Origin of the sequence: Bacteroides sp. 14(A) (assembly GCF_000526555.1) — a bacterium.
Lineage (GTDB): Bacteria > Bacteroidota > Bacteroidia > Bacteroidales > Bacteroidaceae > Bacteroides > Bacteroides cellulosilyticus.
Map to the genome: position 1 here is coordinate 809,052 of NZ_JAGH01000004.1, position 20,467 is coordinate 829,518.

Below are 20,467 nucleotides of genomic sequence, written 5' to 3' on the forward strand. Positions count from 1 at the left end.
AGAATCGAAAATTAAAAATCAAGCCTGAACTATTCGGAATCTCCTAATAGTTTAGTAGTCCCAATACTTTTTTAAATGATGCATCCCCAAATGTCTTTGATGTTTGGGGATATTTTTTTTGAAAATAAAATTTATATTATGGAAATAAAAATAGATCAGAACTTATATGCTGATTCATTAAAAGCGGCATTGAAAGTAGATTTTCTTAAAAGTAGTAAGGAATTAAAATTATATGCAGCCTCTATCTATAACGCTTCGATGTGGGCTAGGGAAATCGATAAAAAATTGGCTATACGCACACGGATATTACCCTTACCAATACAGCAATAGGTATTATCCAATGTAGCACCTTCTCAAAACGTTCTAAAAAACATTCCATTGAAGAATCCTAAATATCAGGCAGAAATCACAGTAGAATGCGAAATCTGCCTGATCCAGCAATATGTCAACCTTACTTTCCTTCATACAACAATACAATGAAATAGTCCGAACTTGGATACCGCCCGGACACAAAAAAAGGCGGTGAAACCGTTTGGAATTACCGCCTTGACTTTAGTATTAAAAATTTTAATTATTTCTTGGTATTACCAGATGGCTTGCTTTTATTCTCATTACTTTTAATAAAAATAGATGCCACGGATACAAGTGTACTAGCACCCATAATCCCAGCAAACCAAGGTTTGTCTAAATAGAGAGCATAACCAGCAAGAGCTATCATTACAACTATAGCAAGAAATGCGAAAAACATTCCCCACCAGTTCATTCTTCCATCTCTTCTATCAGCTTTTCTAATCATATTCAATTTATTACTATCCATTTTATGTCGGTGATCTTGCTCTTTTACAGAGGCATTAATAAGATAATCAACAATCCTAGGATCAATACTCTTATATGCGGCTAATTCTTGAGGTGAAGGTAGACAGTTGTCATCAACGGTATAAGTCTGCTCTAATTGTTTTCCAACTCCATCGCCTGTTGCAACTTGTGTTTCTCGCTGTTTTAATTCTTGCTTACCCATTGTTTAATACAATTTCATTGAAAGCTCTACGCATATCCCCTTCAACATTTCTTCTGTCTTCCATAAGATTTCTCTTATCATCATTCCTATTTCTGTCTTTTTCTATAATTTCTTTCCTAATTTCAGAAATAGCTTCGGAGTTCTGCTTATAATGCCCTTGAGAGGCATCACGAAATGTAGAAGCTCCATTTTTAATAAAACGTCCTACTTCCTTTAATATGCACATACTTACCTCCATATTTAAATTATAATGCAAATATAAAAATAAAACAGTAAATCAGATATTTTGTTTCCAAGATTATGCATATTATTAACCATAAAGTCACATTTTAACTAAAAAATTAAACGGTAATTCCAACAAGTCAAAGAACTCTTATATCTTATTTCCCTTCATACATAGCTTCCATATACAACCATATCTTACCCGGAGGAGCATCCTCATCAGCAAAATAAAATTTATGTGCAGTCTTAATGATTAACTCATCATCGAGAACTGTACATGTATCGGCATAAAATCCGTTAAAAGCTACATACTTGTCCCATTTCGTTGTCCCCGAGGGGAAAGTCATGCCTTTGGTCGCATTTTCGATTTGTTCCAAAGTCCAATATCCGCCTTCACATTTCTTTCCTGCCCTATCTGTATATCGGATCATAGACACATCATGCATGGCAAATCCTTCATCATAATGGTTTCCATACATGATACCATGTTGTTCACGCATGAACTTCCAGAACATTTCTGGATGTTCCTCTTTCATTTTGCAAAGCATTTCGTTTAAGCCATCCACACTTTGCCACATTATCTTTTCTGTTGCTACGCCTGCATTTCTTGCGGCGATTAGCATATTCTTGTAATCCATAATAATTATGCGTTAAAAAGTTCTTTCAATTCAAGGAAATCCGCCTCGGTTATCTTTATCGCTCCAGTATTGCCAAACATAAGATTGAAAACCGGATTATTCGGTAATTTAAAGCGAACCACGCCTTTTCCAATAGTTCCCTGCAAGAATCCCTTGCCAAACGTGGTTTCTTCCATTTCTCGGAACATGGTCATCATGTCTTTAAATAGCATGTCCGCGTCAATATTTCCCTCTTCATCACAAATAAATAATGCAGCATTATCAATTGTATTCTCAATCTTCCCTCGCTCACGTGCCAAATAGTTTTTGGCTCCACGCTTCATGTAGATAGAAGCCGTTTTCAAATTCGGGTTCTGTGTCACAAAATCATCAATCCGGCCATCGACCCATGTTTCTAAAGAATTAATAGCTTTATCTTTAAAATCTAATAATTTCTCTTTTGCTTCCATACTATTTATTTTTTAGGAGTTTTAGGAACCGGCTGTTTACCATTCTTCATATCAATAAATTCCTGCCAGGTTAAGTGAGAGTACTGCATGATATATTCATTCATTAGCGCCTCCTTTTTGTTGGCTTCGTCTTTAGCGGTTTTCTGAATTCGTTTCAGAAGCGTAAGATGCTTATCAAGAGCATCCTTTCCGTCCTTAGTATTGTTCTCTACAATCGGACGCATGATGCGCATATATTCGCGCTGAAGTATCTGCTGGATATTGATGCTGCTTTCTTGGAACTCCTGATTGTTTTGCAGGAAATCAAATTCTTTATCACTCAATGAAGAAGTGATACGGTCTATCTCATCCCAGACTGGAGTAATCGGTTGTGATGGTTGCTGATAGGTCCTCTTCATGTCAGCAATCTTCTGCTGCATTACTTCCTGGGACTTTTCAAGTTCCGGGAGAGAAAAGTCCCTTTGTTGTAATAGTGGATCTCCGAAATTCATATTGCTTGTTAGTTAGTGGTTAGTAAAAAAAAGAAAGTGGTTCACCCCCCGGAGGGGGCTTACCACTAACGCTTTTTGCGTTTCTTTGCGCTCTTTACAGATTTCACGCTGTTGGAGTTGGCGTTACTGTACCTGGACAGTTGCATCCGAAAGGGTTTGCACCCTCCAGAACTGTAACTGTAGGAGTAGACGGCAATCCTACAACACCGTAGATGGCGCGGCAAGTCTTGCGATCAGTGTAGTTGATAGAGGCAGTAAATGCTCTGTCGATTTCGCACTGGATCAAACGATCTTGATACGGGCGAGTGGCTTCCAGAACGGCAACCTTCTTGTCAAGGTCACAGAACTTGGCGCTATAACGCTCGTTCAGTACGTCGTAAAGATCACGTTGTGATTTGTACAGACCGAAGTCACCGTCTATCTGAGACTTGTACAGACCAAAGTCAGCATCTACTTGAGATTTCCATAATTGGAATTTCTCGTTGATGTCAACATCACGATGAGCGTACATCTGTTCCTGAGTGTTCACTTTCAGACCCCACATTGCATTAGTCAATGCAAGAGCTTCAGAACAACCTTTTTCCCATGCCTGAAAAGCAGTGGGAGCAGCAGCAGAACGGCCCGCAATTGCATCGCTTACAGTGTTGATGTTCACGTTTTCGGGCATACCGCCACCAAAACCGAAACCACCTCTACGAGACAATGCCCACAAACCGAGCGCTGTGCCGGCAATACCTAAACCTAAACCAGCCGAATACTCACGTATTGCTACGTGTCCTGACTATATCTTACCCATACTAAGTATGAGAAGCCCTGTTTCGAATTCCGTGCAAATAGGAACCCTACTCTCCCGATTCGGAGATAGTCGATACACCGCTCAACCTTTCGATTGCATGGCACGGGATTTACCACGTGGGCATTCCCCGTTAGCATTAAAGTAGTTCTTTAACACCCCGCTTGCGAAGCGGATAAGGGCTAACAGGCACTGTTACATACCAGCTACACCTTTCGATGCAAAACGGTCGCGGTCATAATCGTAGTAGTCACGATCTCCGTGTACATACTCCTTCTCCTTGATTACTTCTTTTACTTCAGCTTCCATAAAAATATGTTATTTGTATGTTACAAGACAATGCAATAGCATTGCGATACAAATAACCTTATAATGGCTATGCTAACATATTGCTTATCTGCGAGTTCTCTGCGAGTTCTTTGCTAATTTCACTTGTACAGTTTTTTACACTCCATTTCTGTAGTTTACACTCAAAATTATTGCGGATATGATTTATTGACTGTCTTTTAAGGTTGGTATGCCTTGATATTTCATCATCGGTAAGAAACTGGGCAAGAAAATAAACGAGGATATATCGAGCATCTACACACTCCTCTTTATTGCTCTCAATCATATCGACTTCACTCACTCCCGTATGACGGCACACTGCCGTTGTCATTGCCTGGTATAAATCTTTTGTTTTCATATCTGTTATAAAACATAAAGTTATTAAAAACAATAGTCACAACCCGCTTGTTTAGTGAGGACTGAAAGCCCAAAACAGCATTGGATTGTGACTGTTGTCCCTTGTGGTTTACCAGACGTAGCAAGGGACGGGCTTTCTTTTATCTCTAAGCCCTCTAAAAGAGAGTATTTGTCAATGTACTGCGAGATGCTTCTACTCATCTCTAATAATCAATGATCTAAATCATATCAACCTCCTTTCTTTGTTTTATAGATTATCCATGCTGCAATCATCAATAGTAATAATATACAAGATGCCCATATTACACCGGAAATCTGCTTTGGCACCGTCGTTTCGTTTTTCTGCTTTTCCTGTTCCTGCCTATCGTTTTCCTGACTCCAGGAAGACGATGAGCTATCCGATTTCAATGCAGTACTATTCAACAATGCGATATTGGTATTTTGATCAATCTGATTGTCTTCTTCAGTATTACCTTCGGCCAGCAACGGATATTTACCTGTATCCGGATTAACCGGCTTACTGGTATCATACAACTTCCAGTTTATTTTCCTATTCATAGTAGAATGCAAGAAGTTGGATATATCCTGCATAGAAGTAAAGCCCAAATCAATACTCTGTTTAGTACTATCCTCTCTTTGAACGAAAGTCTCTTTCATGACGGTAGATTTATGACTCCCACAGGAATAAAGCGACATCACAATTACCATCACAACCAAGGCTATAAAACCTATTATTGATAGCCTAACCATTTCTTTTAGATTATTCATGAACATTTTCTTTTTATTAGTGTTACTATAAGGTTCATATAAACTCTTTTGAACGGCCTTCCGCTGTGATAGTACATTGCCGTTATATTATAGCTCAAAGATGAAATCATTGATTCGATTTAACCAGCCTCTCTTGAACTTGTTGTTAGCCGGGCGCTTACGACAAATTTCCTCGATGAAGTCAAACCGTGAAATCTTAATCATATCGAATAATTCGCGAGGATTACGTGAGTTAACAGCTTCAAGGGTTTTAGGCCCGACAATGCCGTCCACCTTAACGTTAAGAAGCTGTTGCGGTATCTTTATGCCGTAGTTTCCTGAAGCCCAAACCCAATCTACCAGAATATTAGCAACAGACTGACTTTCTATCTGGTCAGCCTTCCATCTGTCCCAATACATTGTCTTTAATATCTCGGTCCATTCATGCTCAGATAGATTCTTCAGCCTCTCAACGGTTGGTACCGGATAACCTTTCTTTCGGCAGTACTGCATATAGGTTGCAAGCGTTACACCTCGATTAGTCGCACCTCCCAAATCGTCGGGGTCATTTACGAAACCTCCCTCCCACTTTAGGATAAGAGGTGCCAGTTTTTCAACATTTGCCATAATTATCTTTCATTTAAATTGTGATAAAATTCTAATCTAATATTAGCATACGCCGATTCGATGTTTGTATAGGCACGCCCATTGTTAGGACCTTCTACATTGTATATTTCAGCCTCTACCACCTTTGCCACTTGATCAATCCATTTCCTGTCTGTATAATCAGACAATTTATTGCCATGATAAGTAAAACAATCAAGTTTACTATTACGATCTTCGTGTATGTTCGTTAGCAAAGTCCGTATCTTCTTAATGGTATTCTCCTTATCTACTATATGATTCTCTTCTCTTATCTTCTTTATAATACGACACACCTTTTCTACCGAAAGATCAAAAAGAAGATTAGATAGAGTTTTAACTCTTAACTGTGTTTCCGGTTGTAATCCTTCGGCTATACGTGTCATTATGTGATTGTTTTCAATCATTTGCCTTTTTAATTCCTGCCAATTTGCTCCCTGGGCTGATAATATACCGTTAATAATACTCATAAACCACCGAAAGCAAGCAATCCACATTAAAGCAGATAATACAAGAAAAAAGCCTGCCGTGATAGCCATCATTCCAAACTCACTAATACCCCTTCCCGTCTGAAGAGCCGCATTTACAACTTCCGTATCCATTACTTTTAATTTTATAAAATTAATCTTATATTTGCAATTAGGATAGTTAGGACACTATCTCGCTCACAATCTCGTCCGGCTCGTGAGAGTCAGACGGGATTTTTTCATGAAGCTGGGTAAGTATTTGTCAAAACATCATTTTTATAAAATCTTAATCCAACTCGTGGATCAATATAAAAGAAATAATTATCATCTCCCATATTAGTGGATGACGAAATTACAGCACTTGATATATTCATTTCCGCGTTTAATACATCATTATGATAGGTTCTCAGCCTGATTTTGGGATAGTAATTTTTACCTTCCGTCCAGTCTTCTTCAACGAAGAATATACGTCCAACTTCATTGTTGTCTTGATTATACATAGAAAGACTATTGGTGTCTGGATCAATTTCTATACGAGTATCATTTAGTGATGTTGAAATTTTGCCTATAATTGATATATTTCCGACTTCATCGATATTGAAAGAGCCATTGGGAGATTGAATATTCTTAAAGACTCCACTTGTCGCATTTACCTCACCGTTGAATTTATATTTTTGGCTCTCTGGATCAAGCTCAAACATTACCTCATTATTAACAAGAGCAAAGATACCAGACCTCTCAACACCATTAATGGTAATGCACTTATCTCCCTGCACAATACCTGTCAATATCGGTTCTTCGGCAGTTCCGGTGTTCTTACCCGTAAACAGCTTTGGAGATATCATATAATTACTACCAATTTGCACCTTGTTTGTATCCCAACCTATTAACCAATCTGGAACATTTGCCATCACCTTAGATATTGAAGCTTCGGTAATCAAGACATAATCAGGAATTGACTGTTCATAGGCCATTACCGCAATACTGTCATATTCTAATGATTTCTCGAGGGATATATTTATAAAGTTGAGCGATTCCAAGGGCTGAATGGAAAGCACTTCAACACCTTCTTTTAAATAAGATACACGCCACCTGTCAGGAGTATAATCTTCCTTACTGCTTCCACTTATACGAAGTAACTTAGCTATAACAGTATTGCCGGAAATTGAAGTGCCATGTATATCGCACGGAATATCGCTAACGCGGATACCGTTCATATAAAATTCTATCGCAAACATTACAGCATCTTGGCCATCCGCACCATCTTCACCTTTATCCCCTTTTATTTTAATGGGATTTCCCCAACTACCGGAAGACGCGCTTTCCGCTACCTTCTGAGACATCCATACGACCGAATCTGTAGCGTTGGTATGCCATCCGTTTAAAGTACCATCTTCTGTTGGAACTTCCGGTTGTGACTCGCCATCGTGATATGTAATAAACACGGATAAACCATCAGAACCATCAGCACCAGAAGCTCCGTCATTTCCGTCTGCTACCATTAAAGCCCAGGCAGTTCCTGTGTAAATATAAACCTTTCCATTGTCAATATCCCGATATACCCAGTTTATCTCGGGATTCGCAGGGGGAGTAGACAAGTCACCTTTCCACACAATTGATAATCCATTGGTGCCATCTTTACCATTAGCACCATCTACACCGTCAATAGTCATTTGATACCATACGCCATCCTGATAGACGTAACTCTTGCCATCCGTAGTATTTCTATAAGCCCAGCCATTTTGAGGATTAGCAGGATGCGAGACAAAGCTGCCTTGCCACACTATTGATGTTCCATCCTTGCCATTAACTCCGTCAGCACCATTCTGTCCCTTTTCTCCAGTTACACATACAGCCTCTGTTGTTGTGCTCGTACCATCCGTATATGTTATGACTGAACGCGTCCAGACGTACCAACCATTTTTCCAAGCAGGTCTTTCAGTACTCCAATCTCCATCCGCCAGACTGGAGGAAGAACTGGAAAGATAATATTGTTCTACTATCGAGGAAATTCCCTTTCCACCACTGATGCACGCCGCCTCAGTATAACTAATAGTCCCATCAGTAAGTGTTATCCTGGTTCTTGACCATATATATTTTCCATTTTCCCACGATGGTGCCGTAGTCTGCCAACCCAAGGTAGGAGCTTCAGTGCCGGATGAATTTTTTGCATATTCAACATCAACTGATTCAATACCGGTTCCTGCATCTCCCTTTAGGTTTTCCTTAGCTTCAGGGGAAAGATTATCCCAGCCTAGAATCACATCTCCCATTGTGCAGACAAATTTGTTTTTTTCGTCATTCCATTTCCATGAGATTGCACCACCGGCAATATATCCGGATTTATCCGTTGCAAACCGGGCGGAACCGTCGCCAAATTCGGCTGTTCCATCAGGATAGATACAATAAACTGTATGTCCGCTGCTATCTGTTCCTTTAATCAAGCCATTCTCGCAATAGAAGCCTTTCAAACCATTTGCACCGGGTATATCACCACCGATACGCATTTTTACGCAGCCGGCAAAACTTTTACTATTAATGCCAAAGAGAATGTCAATGGCGGGTTGTCCGCCTTCGTCCGCATGAAGATAGATAGCTGATTGTCGATTTATATTAATAGTATTACCAAACTGTATAATTTCATCACCTTCAGTTGGTATAGACATATCTGATAATCCGGAGACTACTGCTTCCATGCCATCTATATAATCAATACTTCCGGAAAATTCACTGACAGGAATTACAATCGTATCAACGCCATCTATCTTGCGAATTTCCGATATCTCTACCCAATAACCTTTTAATGTTCCATTTTGCCAATTCTGACAACGAATGATATCATGAGCGACGAAGGACATTTCATCTTCTTCAATAGTAATGAGCCAATTTTGCTTTGCATCATCCAATATGGCACTCTTTATCTTACCGTTTGCCTGAGTGATTCCAAGAGCTCCTTTTACAGCACGTATCTTCTGGATCAAGAGTTCAAAAACCGTCATCGTTTCACGCACAACAATAGAATCTATTTCAAGCTTCCATTTTCCCGATATATACTCCCATATTTTCCATCCGTGACCTGCGAAGCCGGACATGAAATCTTCTACCACTTCTGCCACATATTCTCCGGCAGCATTCAAGATTTGCTTACCAGTTTTCTTTGCCGAAGCAAGCATACCTACAATCTTTGCTGTACTTAATATAGCCATAACTATAGTTTTATTATTTCAATCAGATTAACTCCAGGCACATAGTTCACGCCTAAAGTGTTCCAGAAATACACATCCAATAAGCCATCGCTACCAACTGTTACGTTATCAATTTCAACGAACTGAGTCATGTTATTCAACGGGCTAAAGTCTATATTTACCTCCACATTGTTAGCCGAATAGAATACCGACGGAAATTGGTCTGACGGAAGATCCCTGTCACAAGAAGGCAATATTCTTACTTTATAAGTACCTGCGGCAAATGCCTGGAATCGAAGCATGACCTTTAAACCGGAGCTGGTACTGCTACCGGAATTATACCGACTAATATACTTGGCGGGATATACACCGCTATCGTCCACATCAGGTTGGCGTACATCTGTATTAATAGCAGACCGGTCCACATTTATCTCACCTGGATAATCATCTCTTCTCTTTAAGTAATTACCTACTTCGTTTCCGCCGGAATCTTTCAGAATATTGGTTGTATAGTTAGTTCCTTGTACAATTGACATGTAATTTATAATCTCACCATTAACCGTATCATAAGATATATTATTGGCAAGCTGAGCAAATGAAACGATTGTTTTTCCGGCAGTGCCACTTCCACCTTCTTCCTGGAAATTACAAGTTATCGTTTTATTGCCTTGAACATTATTGACGGTCGCCGTTCCGCTCGTAGTCCCTACACCGGTACTCGTATCTGCGCCACTCCAACTACCGATAACATAGCCATCATTAGCCTGCGCGTTAACGCTTGCCTGGCCTCCCTCGGCAACATCCTGAACGGCTGGTGTCACAGTACCGTACGCATCGTTATTCGCCTTTCCTGTTACTGTATAAGATACGGCCGGACGTTCAGAATACAAGATGGAGGAAGATTTGATTTCTGACGTTCCATAATCATTCTTAACCTGTACATATATCGTTTTAGATGCATAACCGGCTGAAAGCTCATAAGAAAAAATCTTCGATGTACCGGCAATCCAGGATACATCGGTTAAATCGGCAGTCTCTCCAACTTTATAATGAGTAAGTCCGCCAGTCATATTGAGAGTTATAGAAACCAATTGGTCGTAAGTCACCGTTACACCATCATTGATTAATATCGAATTTAAAACCGGTGCGGTCTCATTCGCGGATAACCGTGCGACAAACGGAGCTTTTAAAGTATCTTTTAATTGATTTACAAAATAATATGCATCAGTCTTATCATCCTCGGATAACGTACTTTCAAATTTTGACGTATATTTCTCAGCACAATCCAGGAGCAACTCGTTGAAATTCACATTTACAAGCATTCCTGAACCATGAGCCGCATAGCTATATCCGAATATCTTGTCGGAAACCGTGAACGCATCCACGGAAGTAGTTCCTGATATCAGGAATGACAAGTCCTTAAAATAATAGTTCTTAGAAAATGGAACTAATATTTTCCATGTGACAGTATTGTCGCTTACTACTTTTTTAACGATTGAATTCAACCTCATCTGTATATATTCGTAGACCTCATCCCAGGAAGCAACCCAAAGGCTATCGTCACCACCCTTTCCATATAATGAATAGATAGTTTCCAATAGCTCTATCCGGGAAAGGTCCACGCGGTGGGTCGTTATACCTACCCAGTAGGGGTTATCGCTTGTATGTTGTTCAGCCAGTTCTTCCAGCTTTACATCATTAACGGAAGAATTGGTTCCGCCGTAGGTCCTTTTTTTGAATAAAGAACCTGTAGATTTCAGGTAAATGAATTCCAGGTGATGTAATGAACTGCGATAGAAATCAATTAAAGGGGATTTATCTGCCGCAGTTACGTAGGCGGCATTACCGTCGGGGAGTCCCATTATTTTCATGCGACGGTTTATTTTCTCCAGAACCTTATTGTAATCGGCCACAAAGCCTTTTTCAATATCATCGGCATTATCCTTATCATATACTCTTTCGTCAACATTGTGGTAGAGCATGGAAACGCCCCAATCCTTTATCAAGTCAAGCTCATTCCAGGTTATATATATGCTGTTAGTACTGCTGTCCTTTATAAGCCCATCCGGATTATATTCGTTACCCCACGTTGGCCATAATGCAATGCTAAAACCAAAACGGCGATCATTACCGCAGCCGTCAGTATATACGAGTGGATATTCAGGTATATAGCCGGTCGTCGGTGTGTTGCCAAGATGGAAAAACTCAGTATCATCAATCCATTTTTGATTAATTCTTCGCCAGATACGTGCATAGGCTCCCTCCACGGAATCATCCGCTGTATATGTAAATGCGAAATGCTTGTCATATTTCAAAGGCGCAAAATTTAGGTTCACATCATCCGCACTAACACCGGAAGGAAGATCAATGCTAAATTCGATAATCTCTCCTGCAAGTTTAAGATATTCAAGGGTCAGCATCAAGGTTGAACCGGATGGCAAAGCTGACTTACATATCACAGATAATTTTGTCTCAAAATTTTCTGTCACATACATCTGACTAACGTCAATCGCTCCTGGATAAAACTTACCATCTGTATCCTTGACTGTTATGTTTTTAGCTGCTAAATACATATTATTACCCAACGGGGATTCGCTTACGGTGTACTCCTTTTCGGCCCCTACAGAAGTAGGAGGTTCAGATAATGATACAGTACAAGAATAGATATCATGTTCTTCTCCCTTGAATGAATAAGAACCGATTACTTTTTCTTCGTCAGAAATCCAGATACCACCGGAAGCGCCCGATATCCCTTCAAGATAATCAACTCTTGTAAGGAGCTGTGCCAGATTCTGCTTTTCCGTATTGGTATAGTCATTCGTTGACAGTCCTTTACCTGCTATACTATCCTGTTTGGAATTCACTGCGCTGACTACTTCGTTAAATTCACTGGCAGAAAGTGTATCGCCTGTATTTTTAGTAGGAATATTTATATTTGCCATATTTTTTATTTTTTACGTTAAACCAATGCAAATGAGAAAGTATACGGGAAACCGGATGACGGAGGTGTTACACTACCTTTAATAACAGATATAGGCACAAATACCATTTGTTGAATCCTCTTATCAAAGACAGGAATAAGCATGTTATCTTCATCTATGCTTCCCGAAAACAAGGATGGTGCCACATAACTCCACTCATTTTCACCCTTAACCGGAAGAGAACCTACCGGAGCAGTATCAACAGAGGAATTAACGTTGCTAAGCTCTCCAAAAGAAAGTTCTCCGGAGGATTCCGCTATTTCCATCACTGCATCTTCATCTTCTTCAATGATTAAATTCTCATCCTCTTCGACAATACCACTCTGTGATGTGGCTGGTGTCTGTTTGGGGATTCGAACCACCAACCCTTTTTCTATGGTAGCACCTCCTAATAACCTTAGCAAATAATTAGTGGAATCTGATTTGTCCTTACGAAGAAATAATTTATCTCCAAAAGATTTAATTATAGATTGTATCTGTTGCGTTGTAAGTCCCCCACCTCCTTGCCCACCAGAAATTGAATCTATTTGGTTTTGTATTTTCTCTAATGTCCCGACTACTTTATCATTGCGAAGGATAATATCGTATGTCGGAATAAGTGTAAACCCTTCCTTTATTATAAGACTGTCAATGATAATGCTACCGTTAATATTTAAATCATCGTCCTCAAATAGCATCAAATCTCCTTCCTTTATGCTATCGTGCAGATCGGGATGACGTGCCATAAATATTTCATCAACTTTAGGCTCATAAGAATATCGCACATAATCATTCTTAGAAAGATATTCTTTTGCCTTAGAAAAAAGCTTTTGAGAACTCGCTTGAATATAAACATCCGGCATGTCTATGTTCAACAATACAAACTTGTCTCCTTTTTTTATATTGTAACCTTGGTAGGGGAAATATAATTTTAAACCTTCATCATAATCACGGTTGCAAGTCAATACATACTTATTGCCTTGTTTTTCACATTTCGTTATTTCAAACTCACGTCCACCACACATTCCATTTTTCATACTAATGGTGGCTGTTTCAGATGTTAGATAATCGTTTATATCAAAACCAATATCTTTTAATGTAATGGTAAAAGGAGGAATGTTTTCATCTTCTTCTATTTCATCCATTGTACCATCATCCGTCAGTTGTTCCGCATCGGCCACCTCATCAAGATTGCCATTATCCCCCGCATCTAACGATATATTAATTCCAGCGGCCTCTAATTGCCCCGCAGTCATACCTTCCATCGAAGGGTATATCTCTTCCAAATCTCCTGAACCGTCAAAATAAACGCTTCCTTCCCGAATACCTAATTCGCTAACATTGGGACTGTCTATATAAGGGTCTAACGTTTTTTCTGGGAAATCCGGTAGCATCAAGTTATCTACAGCCATGTTGTTAGGAAGGTAATTATCAGAAGAGCTGTTAGATAATTTATTATAATACCTTAAAGGCATGTTTCTAGTACTACCATATGCGCGTAGCCGGGTAATAATATCTTGGTCTGTCTCTGCTGTTTTCTGAATACTATATAGCCCATTCCCTTTCCCATAACTGAATAAATTCCCTACTGCAATTCCGGAAGTACCTATAGTTATAGTTCGTCCTCTTATGATAAAATTTGAGCCAAACTCGCTGTTGACAAGAGCCAAAGCATTCCATACATTTATGTTATTGACCGATATGTTTTTATTTGAGATGTTAACGTATTCAGGATGAACTGTTACAGTCCATTTCTTTTCATTTTTATATATTCTATCAAGATTGACTTGTATTCTTTCAGCCAAAGCGCTTATATTTTCTGCATAGAAGCTAAAAACAGGCAAGGATGAATAATGTACTAAGTTGTCGCTTTCTACATAATCTAGGAACCTACACCTTGTCAGTTCATCTGCAAGAGAATTGAAAACTATATTCTCGTATTTGAAAGCCTCTCCATATGTGTTCTTGGCGGCCTGCTTCAATTCGGTAGGGTCGTAGTTTATTTCAAACCTTTCTTCACGGTATATCAGATAGTCTCCAATTTCAAAATCAATTGGAGATGCGGACGTAACGGTAATGTTAACGGAACAAGCTCCCATGAACTCTCCGTTATACTCTAATTTATTGACAATACATCGTTGCGTTTGTCCGTCTTTATTATATACTATCCAACCCATATAGTCAACTCCTTATAACCAAATTTTCAACAATTGTACTGTCATCTGCATTATAAATTGGAATAATCCTTGTTTTTGGATCGCATACGTGCAGTTCCATATTAAACTCAAGAATTTCACTGTTGTCTCCTTGCCACAACTCCGTATCGCTTATTTTAGTCAAATACACATCCTGCCTTCCTGTACGTGTCATGGCATTGTATATTTTCAACCGTGAGCCATAATTATCCGCTCCGGTAAGATACTCAAGCAACATCTCCAATTTATCCATAGCCGTTCCTTTCGCTCCCTCATAACATACGCTTATTTTAATGTCATATGCTTTTAAAGGTAACGTGTCTGGAATAAATGTGTCTTCACCATCTTCGTCTGCCCAGTCGCGTTTAGGCAAGTCTTTAACTTCACCCGGAGCAGAAAGCGGAAAATCCGTACACACCATCCCGAAATCAACGAGAAAGTCCTTAACGGGTGCGTCCGACTTCATCTTCTGGAATAATATGGAATATGGTTCGTTCATTTACTTTAATAAAAAAAGAGCCTGAAACGGGTACAACAGCTTATGTTGCCCTATTTCAAGCTCTTATGGCTTTATGGTATATTAAATGAATTGATACTTCATTGCAAATATACCAATTTTTATTATATTATCTACAAAATAATAGAAAATATAAGTAAATATACTTGTTATATATGCGACAATATCCGCATGTGTAAGCATTTTGTTTTTTCACCTTCTGCTTCCTTGGGCTTCTCCAGCTTGTCTATTCTTTCGTTGGCGAGTTCCAAATCTTCGGATAAGCGCAACAATTGCTTCATGAGAATTTTATTCTGTCTTATCAGTATTTCTATATTGTTTTCCATAATGTTAATTCTTTTAATATAAGTGAGTTGTATGGAATAAGTCTGCTCGCCTTACAAATGAGGCGAGCAAAACTAATTGACATAGTGTTATCTATTCTCCTTTTATCTGTTTTACAGCTTTCCTAATGTTCCAATTATTATCATATAAAGCATGAACCAGCCTTCTTCCTTTCTGCGTCCACACTGTATATACACTTGTACCTATACTACCGTCAGAACGGGTGAAAGTTTGTGTTCTTGTGGAATGAAGTCCCCATCTTGAATAGGGAGTACAAAACATCCACTGACCGGATTGCTTATAAATAATCCCTTTCTCTTTCAGAATCTTATTTAGCGTAAACGCTTCCATTCCTATCTCTTTTGCAACTTGTGTAGTAGTCATAGTATTTACCGATTGCAGCGTTTCATCGTAATAATTCACTTTTGGAGCTGATTTCTTTATTTCATTCTCCTGCAATTCAATGGTAACTTGCTGCTGTTCGGCTTGGGATTGCAAGCGTTGCTTTTCCTCACGTTCATTTTTCAGTTGCGTGGCAAGGCTGATAACAAGATCGGGGTTGTTAATCATTTGCTCCAAAGTTGGCTGAGTGGCGGTCATACCGTATTGAAGAAGTTCTTTGATACGTTTGTTACACCATATAGCAAATGTAGGGGATAACCAACGAGCAAATTCAAGGGCAACATCTTCGTGCATCCAAGTGCCTTGTTCTCCATTACCTCCCTTAACTACTTGAATTAGTGCCGATATGGGAATCTGAATATCGGTTGAAAGTGCATCTACAAACTCAGTGGTTGTTTTTAAGCGAAGCCAATTACCAACTAATTTCCCAAATGCTTTTGCCATCTCTGTAGCGTTCACCATTACATTACCTTCCTTACCGAAAGATATGCTATTTCCATTATATTCAAATATCTGTATATCCATGACGTTATTTTTAAAAAGGAAAGGGCAAATGCCTATCCGTATATTGTAGGAGTTTACGGAATCGGCAAATGCCCCATAAAATATTTTTGTTCTCCATGCGCAACTCCTACGTAACGCACTTTGATAGCTATCTTCTGACAGCAAAGTTATAGGACAAAATAGACCTCTGCAATAGCCCTAAAAAGCACTTTAAAATATTGGGCTGTATTGGGACATAAACGGACATAAACGGACATAAAAAACTTTATTATACGATGTAATTTAGATACATTCTACTTCCATATGCGATACATGGCGTATAAACATACCATCATGCCCGAGCTGTGATACCACTTGCTTGTTTAAGAATATAACAAGCTGATTTATTTAATATTGCTGGTCTAATTATAGTCCCACCATTATAGATATGCTTCAAACACTTTCACATTATAGATATTGACTTGTCCGTAGTTGGCATCAAACACCTTCTTAATATCATATCCCAACTCATAAGACAAAGCTTTCATCTTTCTCCAATTAATAGAGCGCCAGTTCATCCCATGCTCTTTTGCCCAACGCTTGATAGAATACCATTCTTTTGATTCATCAAGTTGTTCGGTCTTCTGTTCAAGAAGCTGTTGCTTTTGCCTGTTTTCTATTTCAAGTCTCTCTTTCTCTTCTTCTGCCTGTAATGCCATTAGAAGAAGTTCCTTACGGGAAAGCTGATGCTTTGTTACCTTATGGAATACTTCACGGTACACATCAAATACCGGGCGAACTTTGCGAGCGATGAAGAATTCCATACAAGCAACAGTAAGGTAGTAATCTACTTTGTTGTTTCCTCCCCAGCCGTTAATAGAATCTTGCTCCCCATTTTTGGGAAATTGCTTGCAATCTTGCTTGCCATTTTGGGCAACCGACTTGTAATCAACACCTTCAATAAATTGTTCATTTGAAGTCAAAGCTCTTACAGCCTTCCCCTTTTCGGAATAGACCAACGGCCATACTTCTTCAAGATTGATAGGGAACTCGTTATCAGATTGTGACAATTTTAATACTGCGTTAAAATACGCTCTGATTTCGCTTTCGCTACTTTCCTTTGATAAAACCAATTCGCTTATATCTTTATTCGTTTTCATATCCGTTTATTTAAAATGAAAGCAGGGAGAAATGAAATTTAGATGTTTAATGTGGCTGCCAACATCCAATTTCAAAACTCCCTGCAAATATCTTTAGTGCTTTTACCGGCAGCCACGCGGGTAAATAACAACGTTGTTTCCGTTCGCTAAGTTAGGTAACAAAAATTAATTAAACAATAGACGATTTAAACTTTAACTTATTGATTATCTGTTTAAAACAACAAACAAAGAAACAAACAAACAAAGTAAAAATGCATACAATTGTTGCGTACAATATACTCTAGACAGATATATTGCACCTTTAAAATCTTTGCTACTTGGCTAAATAAGCAAGTGAATTAACGTTGGTTAAAACCTCTTTGTAAGTTTCACAAACGGATATAGAAACAAATGGAAAAGATAGAGGATAAGCACTGCACAGAAAGGTATAATTCCTCTTCTGCGTTTGATACGTTGAAACATCTTCTTCTCTTCGAGAAGGATGCAGACTACCGCCTTTTGGTAGGTGGTAGGAAAAGTTAAATTCGTTGTGACGTTCATTTTTTAACGAATTGTGATAAAAAGAAGCCCTTCGTAGGTGTGAACGTCACAACATACGCAGGGCATAGATGTCGCAGATTGTTTCCTTTCTGCCACCATAAAGGGCTTCCCAATATCTTGTACAAAATGTATTCGCTTTATTTTGCCCAAGAATTTATGTTGTAACGTTCACTGCAAAGATACGCATTCAATTTTAAAAAGCAAACATGTTTTATAACATGCTATATATTCTATAGAAGTATAGAAAATACAGCACTAACTAAAACCAAAATAGAAAGGAAGGCTATAGGTAAACAACCTGTTCTATTATTTGGAGTAAATTTATGACTATCATTCATTTTCCTTCCGCATCTAGGGCAGACAGGCGATCCAATAGGCAAGCTAGATTCTTTCCCACAATCGCAGCGATACATGTGCGTCTTTTCTGCTTCTTCTCGCTTAATGACATGGCTTTCAAACTCATTAATTTCCCGTTGAGAATATTCTCCTCCTGCCTCATTAGGTTTAAATTTATATCCGCACTTCAAGCAGGTGCATTGTATTTTATTCATCCCTATTCCACCAGATGCAGCAGCAGCAAAAATATTACCGGTTATCAATCCACCAGCAATGGCTCTCCCAGTCTTAAATCCTCTTTTATCTATATAAATTTGTGTAGAATGACATTTCGGACATTTCATACTATAAGACTTTTAAAGTTAATTCTTTCGCAAAAATACACATTCTAGAATAACCAACCAAGAAAGTAAATTACTTTCTGCAAAACCTCATCCATATTCCCTATATTTGCATTGCTAAACTTAAATTAAAGAGAATATGGAATTAAAGGATTTTATCAAAGGCGTTGTAGCTGATGTTACAAATGCCATAAAAGAGTGTCAAGAAGAACTTGACAATGGAGCTATATTATCTCCCACAAACATTGACACAAGGGAAGGTGTAAAAACGGAAAATGGTTTCTTGACTGTTTCAAAAATAGACTTTGAAGTATCCGTATCAACATCTTCCACAAATGAAACTGGAGGAAAGATAAACGTCATTTCGGCTATCGTAAACGGAGGAATAGGAAGCGAAAACAAATCATCAGATGACAATGTGTCTAAAATCAAATTCTCTATTCCTCTGATTTACCCTTTTTCTCGGTTGAAGGTCCTTTCTCCCGGAGCAAAAACTCATTAAAACACTTATTTATAGCATTCACCCCTTCTGCCGCATTCCACACGGCGTATTCCGGATCCTTCCCTTGTTTGAATACGCTGTTGTAATACAACTTAAAGAATATCCTTCTGTAATACCACCGTCTGAAAAATGCAACAATCTTTTTCATAAGCCACCTTTCTTTTTCTAAATATTCCCCGGCTTTCTGTTCCGGGGAATATTGGCTACATTTGCAGCCGAATTTAAAAACAACGTCTATTTATAAGTGGCATGCTCTTTGCGGTAACGACAAAGGCAATATTGCCACAATATTTAAAACCTTATCATAATGGGGAAAAAACAGAAAGCAAAAACAGTAGAACTTAACAGAAGTTCTAAAACTGGACGGTTCGTTACAGAAGAATACGCCCAAAAGCATCCAAGCACTACACAGACCGAACATCGCCCGAAAAAGAAATAGGAAGTATCGTTAAAATCTTTTTCGTAAGAAACTCTATTAAGTAGGAATATGCTTCATCGCTATCATTGGTTAAGTTTATTCCTGCTTTTTCTAACGTAAAGTTGGCTATATGAAATATTTCGTGCGCCAAAACAGACATTCCTTTTATATCTTTCGGCAAATCAGGCATATATAGAATCATCTGACCGCCCGGCAATAGAAGGCTTTTCCCTTTTTCTTCTCCACTAATCATAGATACAATTTCAGAAGCTTGTTCACTTCCAAACATCTTTGAAAGTTTAGCTTTCAGATATTTCTTTTCACCGAAGTGAACCATTACGTCACGGTCATATATGTCTATGCTTATAATTTTATTCATCGGACAAACACAAGGTCGATATTTTTTCAATGCAAGCCTTTGGTATAACCATTATACCATTGGCTTGCTTTATCGTATTATCTGTTTCTTCCGCAAAATTATGAGCCAATGATATAACTTTGTCATCTTCATATATTATCTTCCCGAAACTTTCCACTAATAATTTTTCAGCATGATAATCGGATATATCCTGCCAACCTGACGTTACCCCATAACTGTCAGTCCATACAATACAGACATTATTTCCGACTATACCTTTCATGAAATCAATCCTCTCCGCCATGAAAAGATGTCAAGGTCTCGGATAGGCTTTGTCAAATTACGAAGGCTGGTATTCATGCTTTTTATGGCTTCCAGCCTTTCATCTACCCTTTCCTCTGTTTCCAATTCATTGTCAGCCCTCCAAAACATCAAATCATGCGTTTCAGATATAATGGTTTCAAGCTGAATAATAAATTCATTGCACTGCCTACGTAATTCAAGTTCTTTCCTTTCACGGGAATTTAGTCCTTCGTTACTCATACTCTCGCATCTTTTCCGCAAATATAGCAATAATATATATAAAATCTAATAT

General features: G+C 38.6%; 24 protein-coding genes. 3 read left to right on the forward strand and 21 right to left on the reverse strand.

The window, feature by feature from the left end:
- Positions 1-75: 75 nt before the first annotated feature.
- Positions 76-330 carry a hypothetical protein gene (locus K429_RS0122410; RefSeq protein ID WP_231501910.1) on the forward strand — a complete coding sequence of 85 codons (255 nt, stop codon included), beginning with the start codon at positions 76-78 and terminating at the stop codon, positions 328-330.
- Positions 331-571: 241 nt separating this feature from the next.
- Here the strand turns inward: K429_RS0122410 and K429_RS0122415 are convergent, their stop codons facing one another.
- The 17 genes from K429_RS0122415 to K429_RS31025 all read right to left on the reverse strand — a co-directional run bounded on the left by K429_RS0122415 (position 572) and on the right by K429_RS31025 (position 17,377).
- Positions 572-1,018 (reverse strand): DUF2335 domain-containing protein, encoded by a 447-nt coding sequence (locus K429_RS0122415; RefSeq protein WP_029328126.1) that lies wholly within the window; start codon positions 1,016-1,018, stop codon positions 572-574.
- On the reverse strand, positions 1,011-1,244 hold the full coding sequence (locus tag K429_RS0122420) for a hypothetical protein (RefSeq protein ID WP_029328127.1): 234 nt from the start codon (positions 1,242-1,244) through the stop codon (positions 1,011-1,013). The genes K429_RS0122415 and K429_RS0122420 overlap by 8 nt, the downstream gene beginning before the upstream one ends.
- A gap of 154 nt (positions 1,245-1,398) precedes the next feature.
- Positions 1,399-1,878: a hypothetical protein gene (locus tag K429_RS0122425; protein WP_029328128.1), complete on the reverse strand. Its 480-nt coding sequence runs from the start codon at positions 1,876-1,878 to the stop codon at positions 1,399-1,401.
- Between the two features lie 5 nt (positions 1,879-1,883).
- Positions 1,884-2,327, reverse strand: coding sequence for a hypothetical protein (locus K429_RS0122430; RefSeq protein WP_029328129.1), 444 nt, complete (start codon positions 2,325-2,327; stop codon positions 1,884-1,886).
- Positions 2,328-2,332: 5 nt separating this feature from the next.
- Positions 2,333-2,818, reverse strand: a complete 486-nt coding sequence (locus tag K429_RS0122435; protein WP_044097044.1) for a hypothetical protein — start codon at positions 2,816-2,818, stop codon at positions 2,333-2,335.
- Between the two features lie 103 nt (positions 2,819-2,921).
- Complete coding sequence (locus K429_RS0122440; protein WP_029328132.1) at positions 2,922-3,530, reverse strand: hypothetical protein; 609 nt, start codon at positions 3,528-3,530, stop codon at positions 2,922-2,924.
- A 457-nt stretch (positions 3,531-3,987) separates the two neighbouring features.
- The gene (locus K429_RS0122450; RefSeq protein ID WP_029328133.1) at positions 3,988-4,296 is read right to left on the reverse strand and encodes a hypothetical protein; all 309 of its coding nucleotides are present in this window, start codon (positions 4,294-4,296) and stop codon (positions 3,988-3,990) included.
- 227 nt (positions 4,297-4,523) lie between these two features.
- Complete coding sequence (locus K429_RS0122455) at positions 4,524-5,063, reverse strand: hypothetical protein (RefSeq protein ID WP_155923459.1); 540 nt, start codon at positions 5,061-5,063, stop codon at positions 4,524-4,526.
- An 87-nt stretch (positions 5,064-5,150) separates the two neighbouring features.
- Positions 5,151-5,669 (reverse strand): glycoside hydrolase family 108 protein, encoded by a 519-nt coding sequence (locus K429_RS0122460; protein ID WP_029328136.1) that lies wholly within the window; start codon positions 5,667-5,669, stop codon positions 5,151-5,153.
- A 2-nt stretch (positions 5,670-5,671) separates the two neighbouring features.
- Positions 5,672-6,286, reverse strand: a complete 615-nt coding sequence (locus K429_RS0122465) for a hypothetical protein (RefSeq protein ID WP_029328137.1) — start codon at positions 6,284-6,286, stop codon at positions 5,672-5,674.
- A gap of 104 nt (positions 6,287-6,390) precedes the next feature.
- Positions 6,391-9,357 carry a hypothetical protein gene (locus tag K429_RS31020; RefSeq protein WP_029328139.1) on the reverse strand — a complete coding sequence of 989 codons (2,967 nt, stop codon included), beginning with the start codon at positions 9,355-9,357 and terminating at the stop codon, positions 6,391-6,393.
- A gap of 2 nt (positions 9,358-9,359) precedes the next feature.
- Positions 9,360-12,278, reverse strand: coding sequence for a hypothetical protein (locus K429_RS0122475; RefSeq protein WP_029328140.1), 2,919 nt, complete (start codon positions 12,276-12,278; stop codon positions 9,360-9,362).
- A 17-nt stretch (positions 12,279-12,295) separates the two neighbouring features.
- Entirely contained in the window at positions 12,296-14,473 is a 2,178-nt protein-coding gene (locus K429_RS0122480) for a hypothetical protein (protein ID WP_029328142.1), read from the reverse strand.
- Between the two features lie 4 nt (positions 14,474-14,477).
- Positions 14,478-14,990, reverse strand: a complete 513-nt coding sequence (locus K429_RS0122485) for a hypothetical protein (protein WP_029328143.1) — start codon at positions 14,988-14,990, stop codon at positions 14,478-14,480.
- A 167-nt stretch (positions 14,991-15,157) separates the two neighbouring features.
- A complete protein-coding gene (locus tag K429_RS30455; protein ID WP_155923460.1) occupies positions 15,158-15,334 on the reverse strand; it encodes a hypothetical protein in 177 nt (58 codons plus the stop codon).
- 91 nt (positions 15,335-15,425) lie between these two features.
- The gene (locus tag K429_RS0122495) at positions 15,426-16,259 is read right to left on the reverse strand and encodes a phage antirepressor KilAC domain-containing protein (protein WP_029328144.1); all 834 of its coding nucleotides are present in this window, start codon (positions 16,257-16,259) and stop codon (positions 15,426-15,428) included.
- A gap of 398 nt (positions 16,260-16,657) precedes the next feature.
- Complete coding sequence (locus K429_RS31025; protein WP_081750926.1) at positions 16,658-17,377, reverse strand: hypothetical protein; 720 nt, start codon at positions 17,375-17,377, stop codon at positions 16,658-16,660.
- 390 nt (positions 17,378-17,767) lie between these two features.
- Between K429_RS31025 and K429_RS31205 the strand changes: the two genes are divergently transcribed.
- Entirely contained in the window at positions 17,768-17,899 is a 132-nt protein-coding gene (locus K429_RS31205; protein ID WP_255347659.1) for a hypothetical protein, read from the forward strand.
- A 248-nt stretch (positions 17,900-18,147) separates the two neighbouring features.
- Here K429_RS31205 and K429_RS29540 read toward each other — a convergent pair whose 3' ends face one another.
- The gene (locus K429_RS29540) at positions 18,148-18,597 is read right to left on the reverse strand and encodes a hypothetical protein (RefSeq protein WP_029328145.1); all 450 of its coding nucleotides are present in this window, start codon (positions 18,595-18,597) and stop codon (positions 18,148-18,150) included.
- 136 nt (positions 18,598-18,733) lie between these two features.
- Here K429_RS29540 and K429_RS0122520 point away from each other — a divergent pair, with 136 nt between their 5' ends.
- Positions 18,734-19,096 carry a trypco2 family protein gene (locus K429_RS0122520; RefSeq protein ID WP_029328147.1) on the forward strand — a complete coding sequence of 121 codons (363 nt, stop codon included), beginning with the start codon at positions 18,734-18,736 and terminating at the stop codon, positions 19,094-19,096.
- 404 nt (positions 19,097-19,500) lie between these two features.
- On the opposite strand, the gene K429_RS0122525 is transcribed toward K429_RS0122520, so the two are convergent.
- From K429_RS0122525 to K429_RS0122535, 3 genes are read right to left on the reverse strand one after another with little or no spacing between them, the layout of a single operon-like run.
- Positions 19,501-19,893 carry a hypothetical protein gene (locus tag K429_RS0122525; RefSeq protein WP_029328149.1) on the reverse strand — a complete coding sequence of 131 codons (393 nt, stop codon included), beginning with the start codon at positions 19,891-19,893 and terminating at the stop codon, positions 19,501-19,503.
- Positions 19,886-20,155, reverse strand: a complete 270-nt coding sequence (locus K429_RS0122530) for a hypothetical protein (protein WP_029328151.1) — start codon at positions 20,153-20,155, stop codon at positions 19,886-19,888. The genes K429_RS0122525 and K429_RS0122530 overlap by 8 nt, the downstream gene beginning before the upstream one ends.
- The gene (locus K429_RS0122535) at positions 20,152-20,415 is read right to left on the reverse strand and encodes a hypothetical protein (protein WP_029328152.1); all 264 of its coding nucleotides are present in this window, start codon (positions 20,413-20,415) and stop codon (positions 20,152-20,154) included. Before K429_RS0122535 ends, K429_RS0122530 begins: the two co-directional genes overlap by 4 nt.
- Between the last annotated feature and the right edge of the window lie 52 nt (positions 20,416-20,467).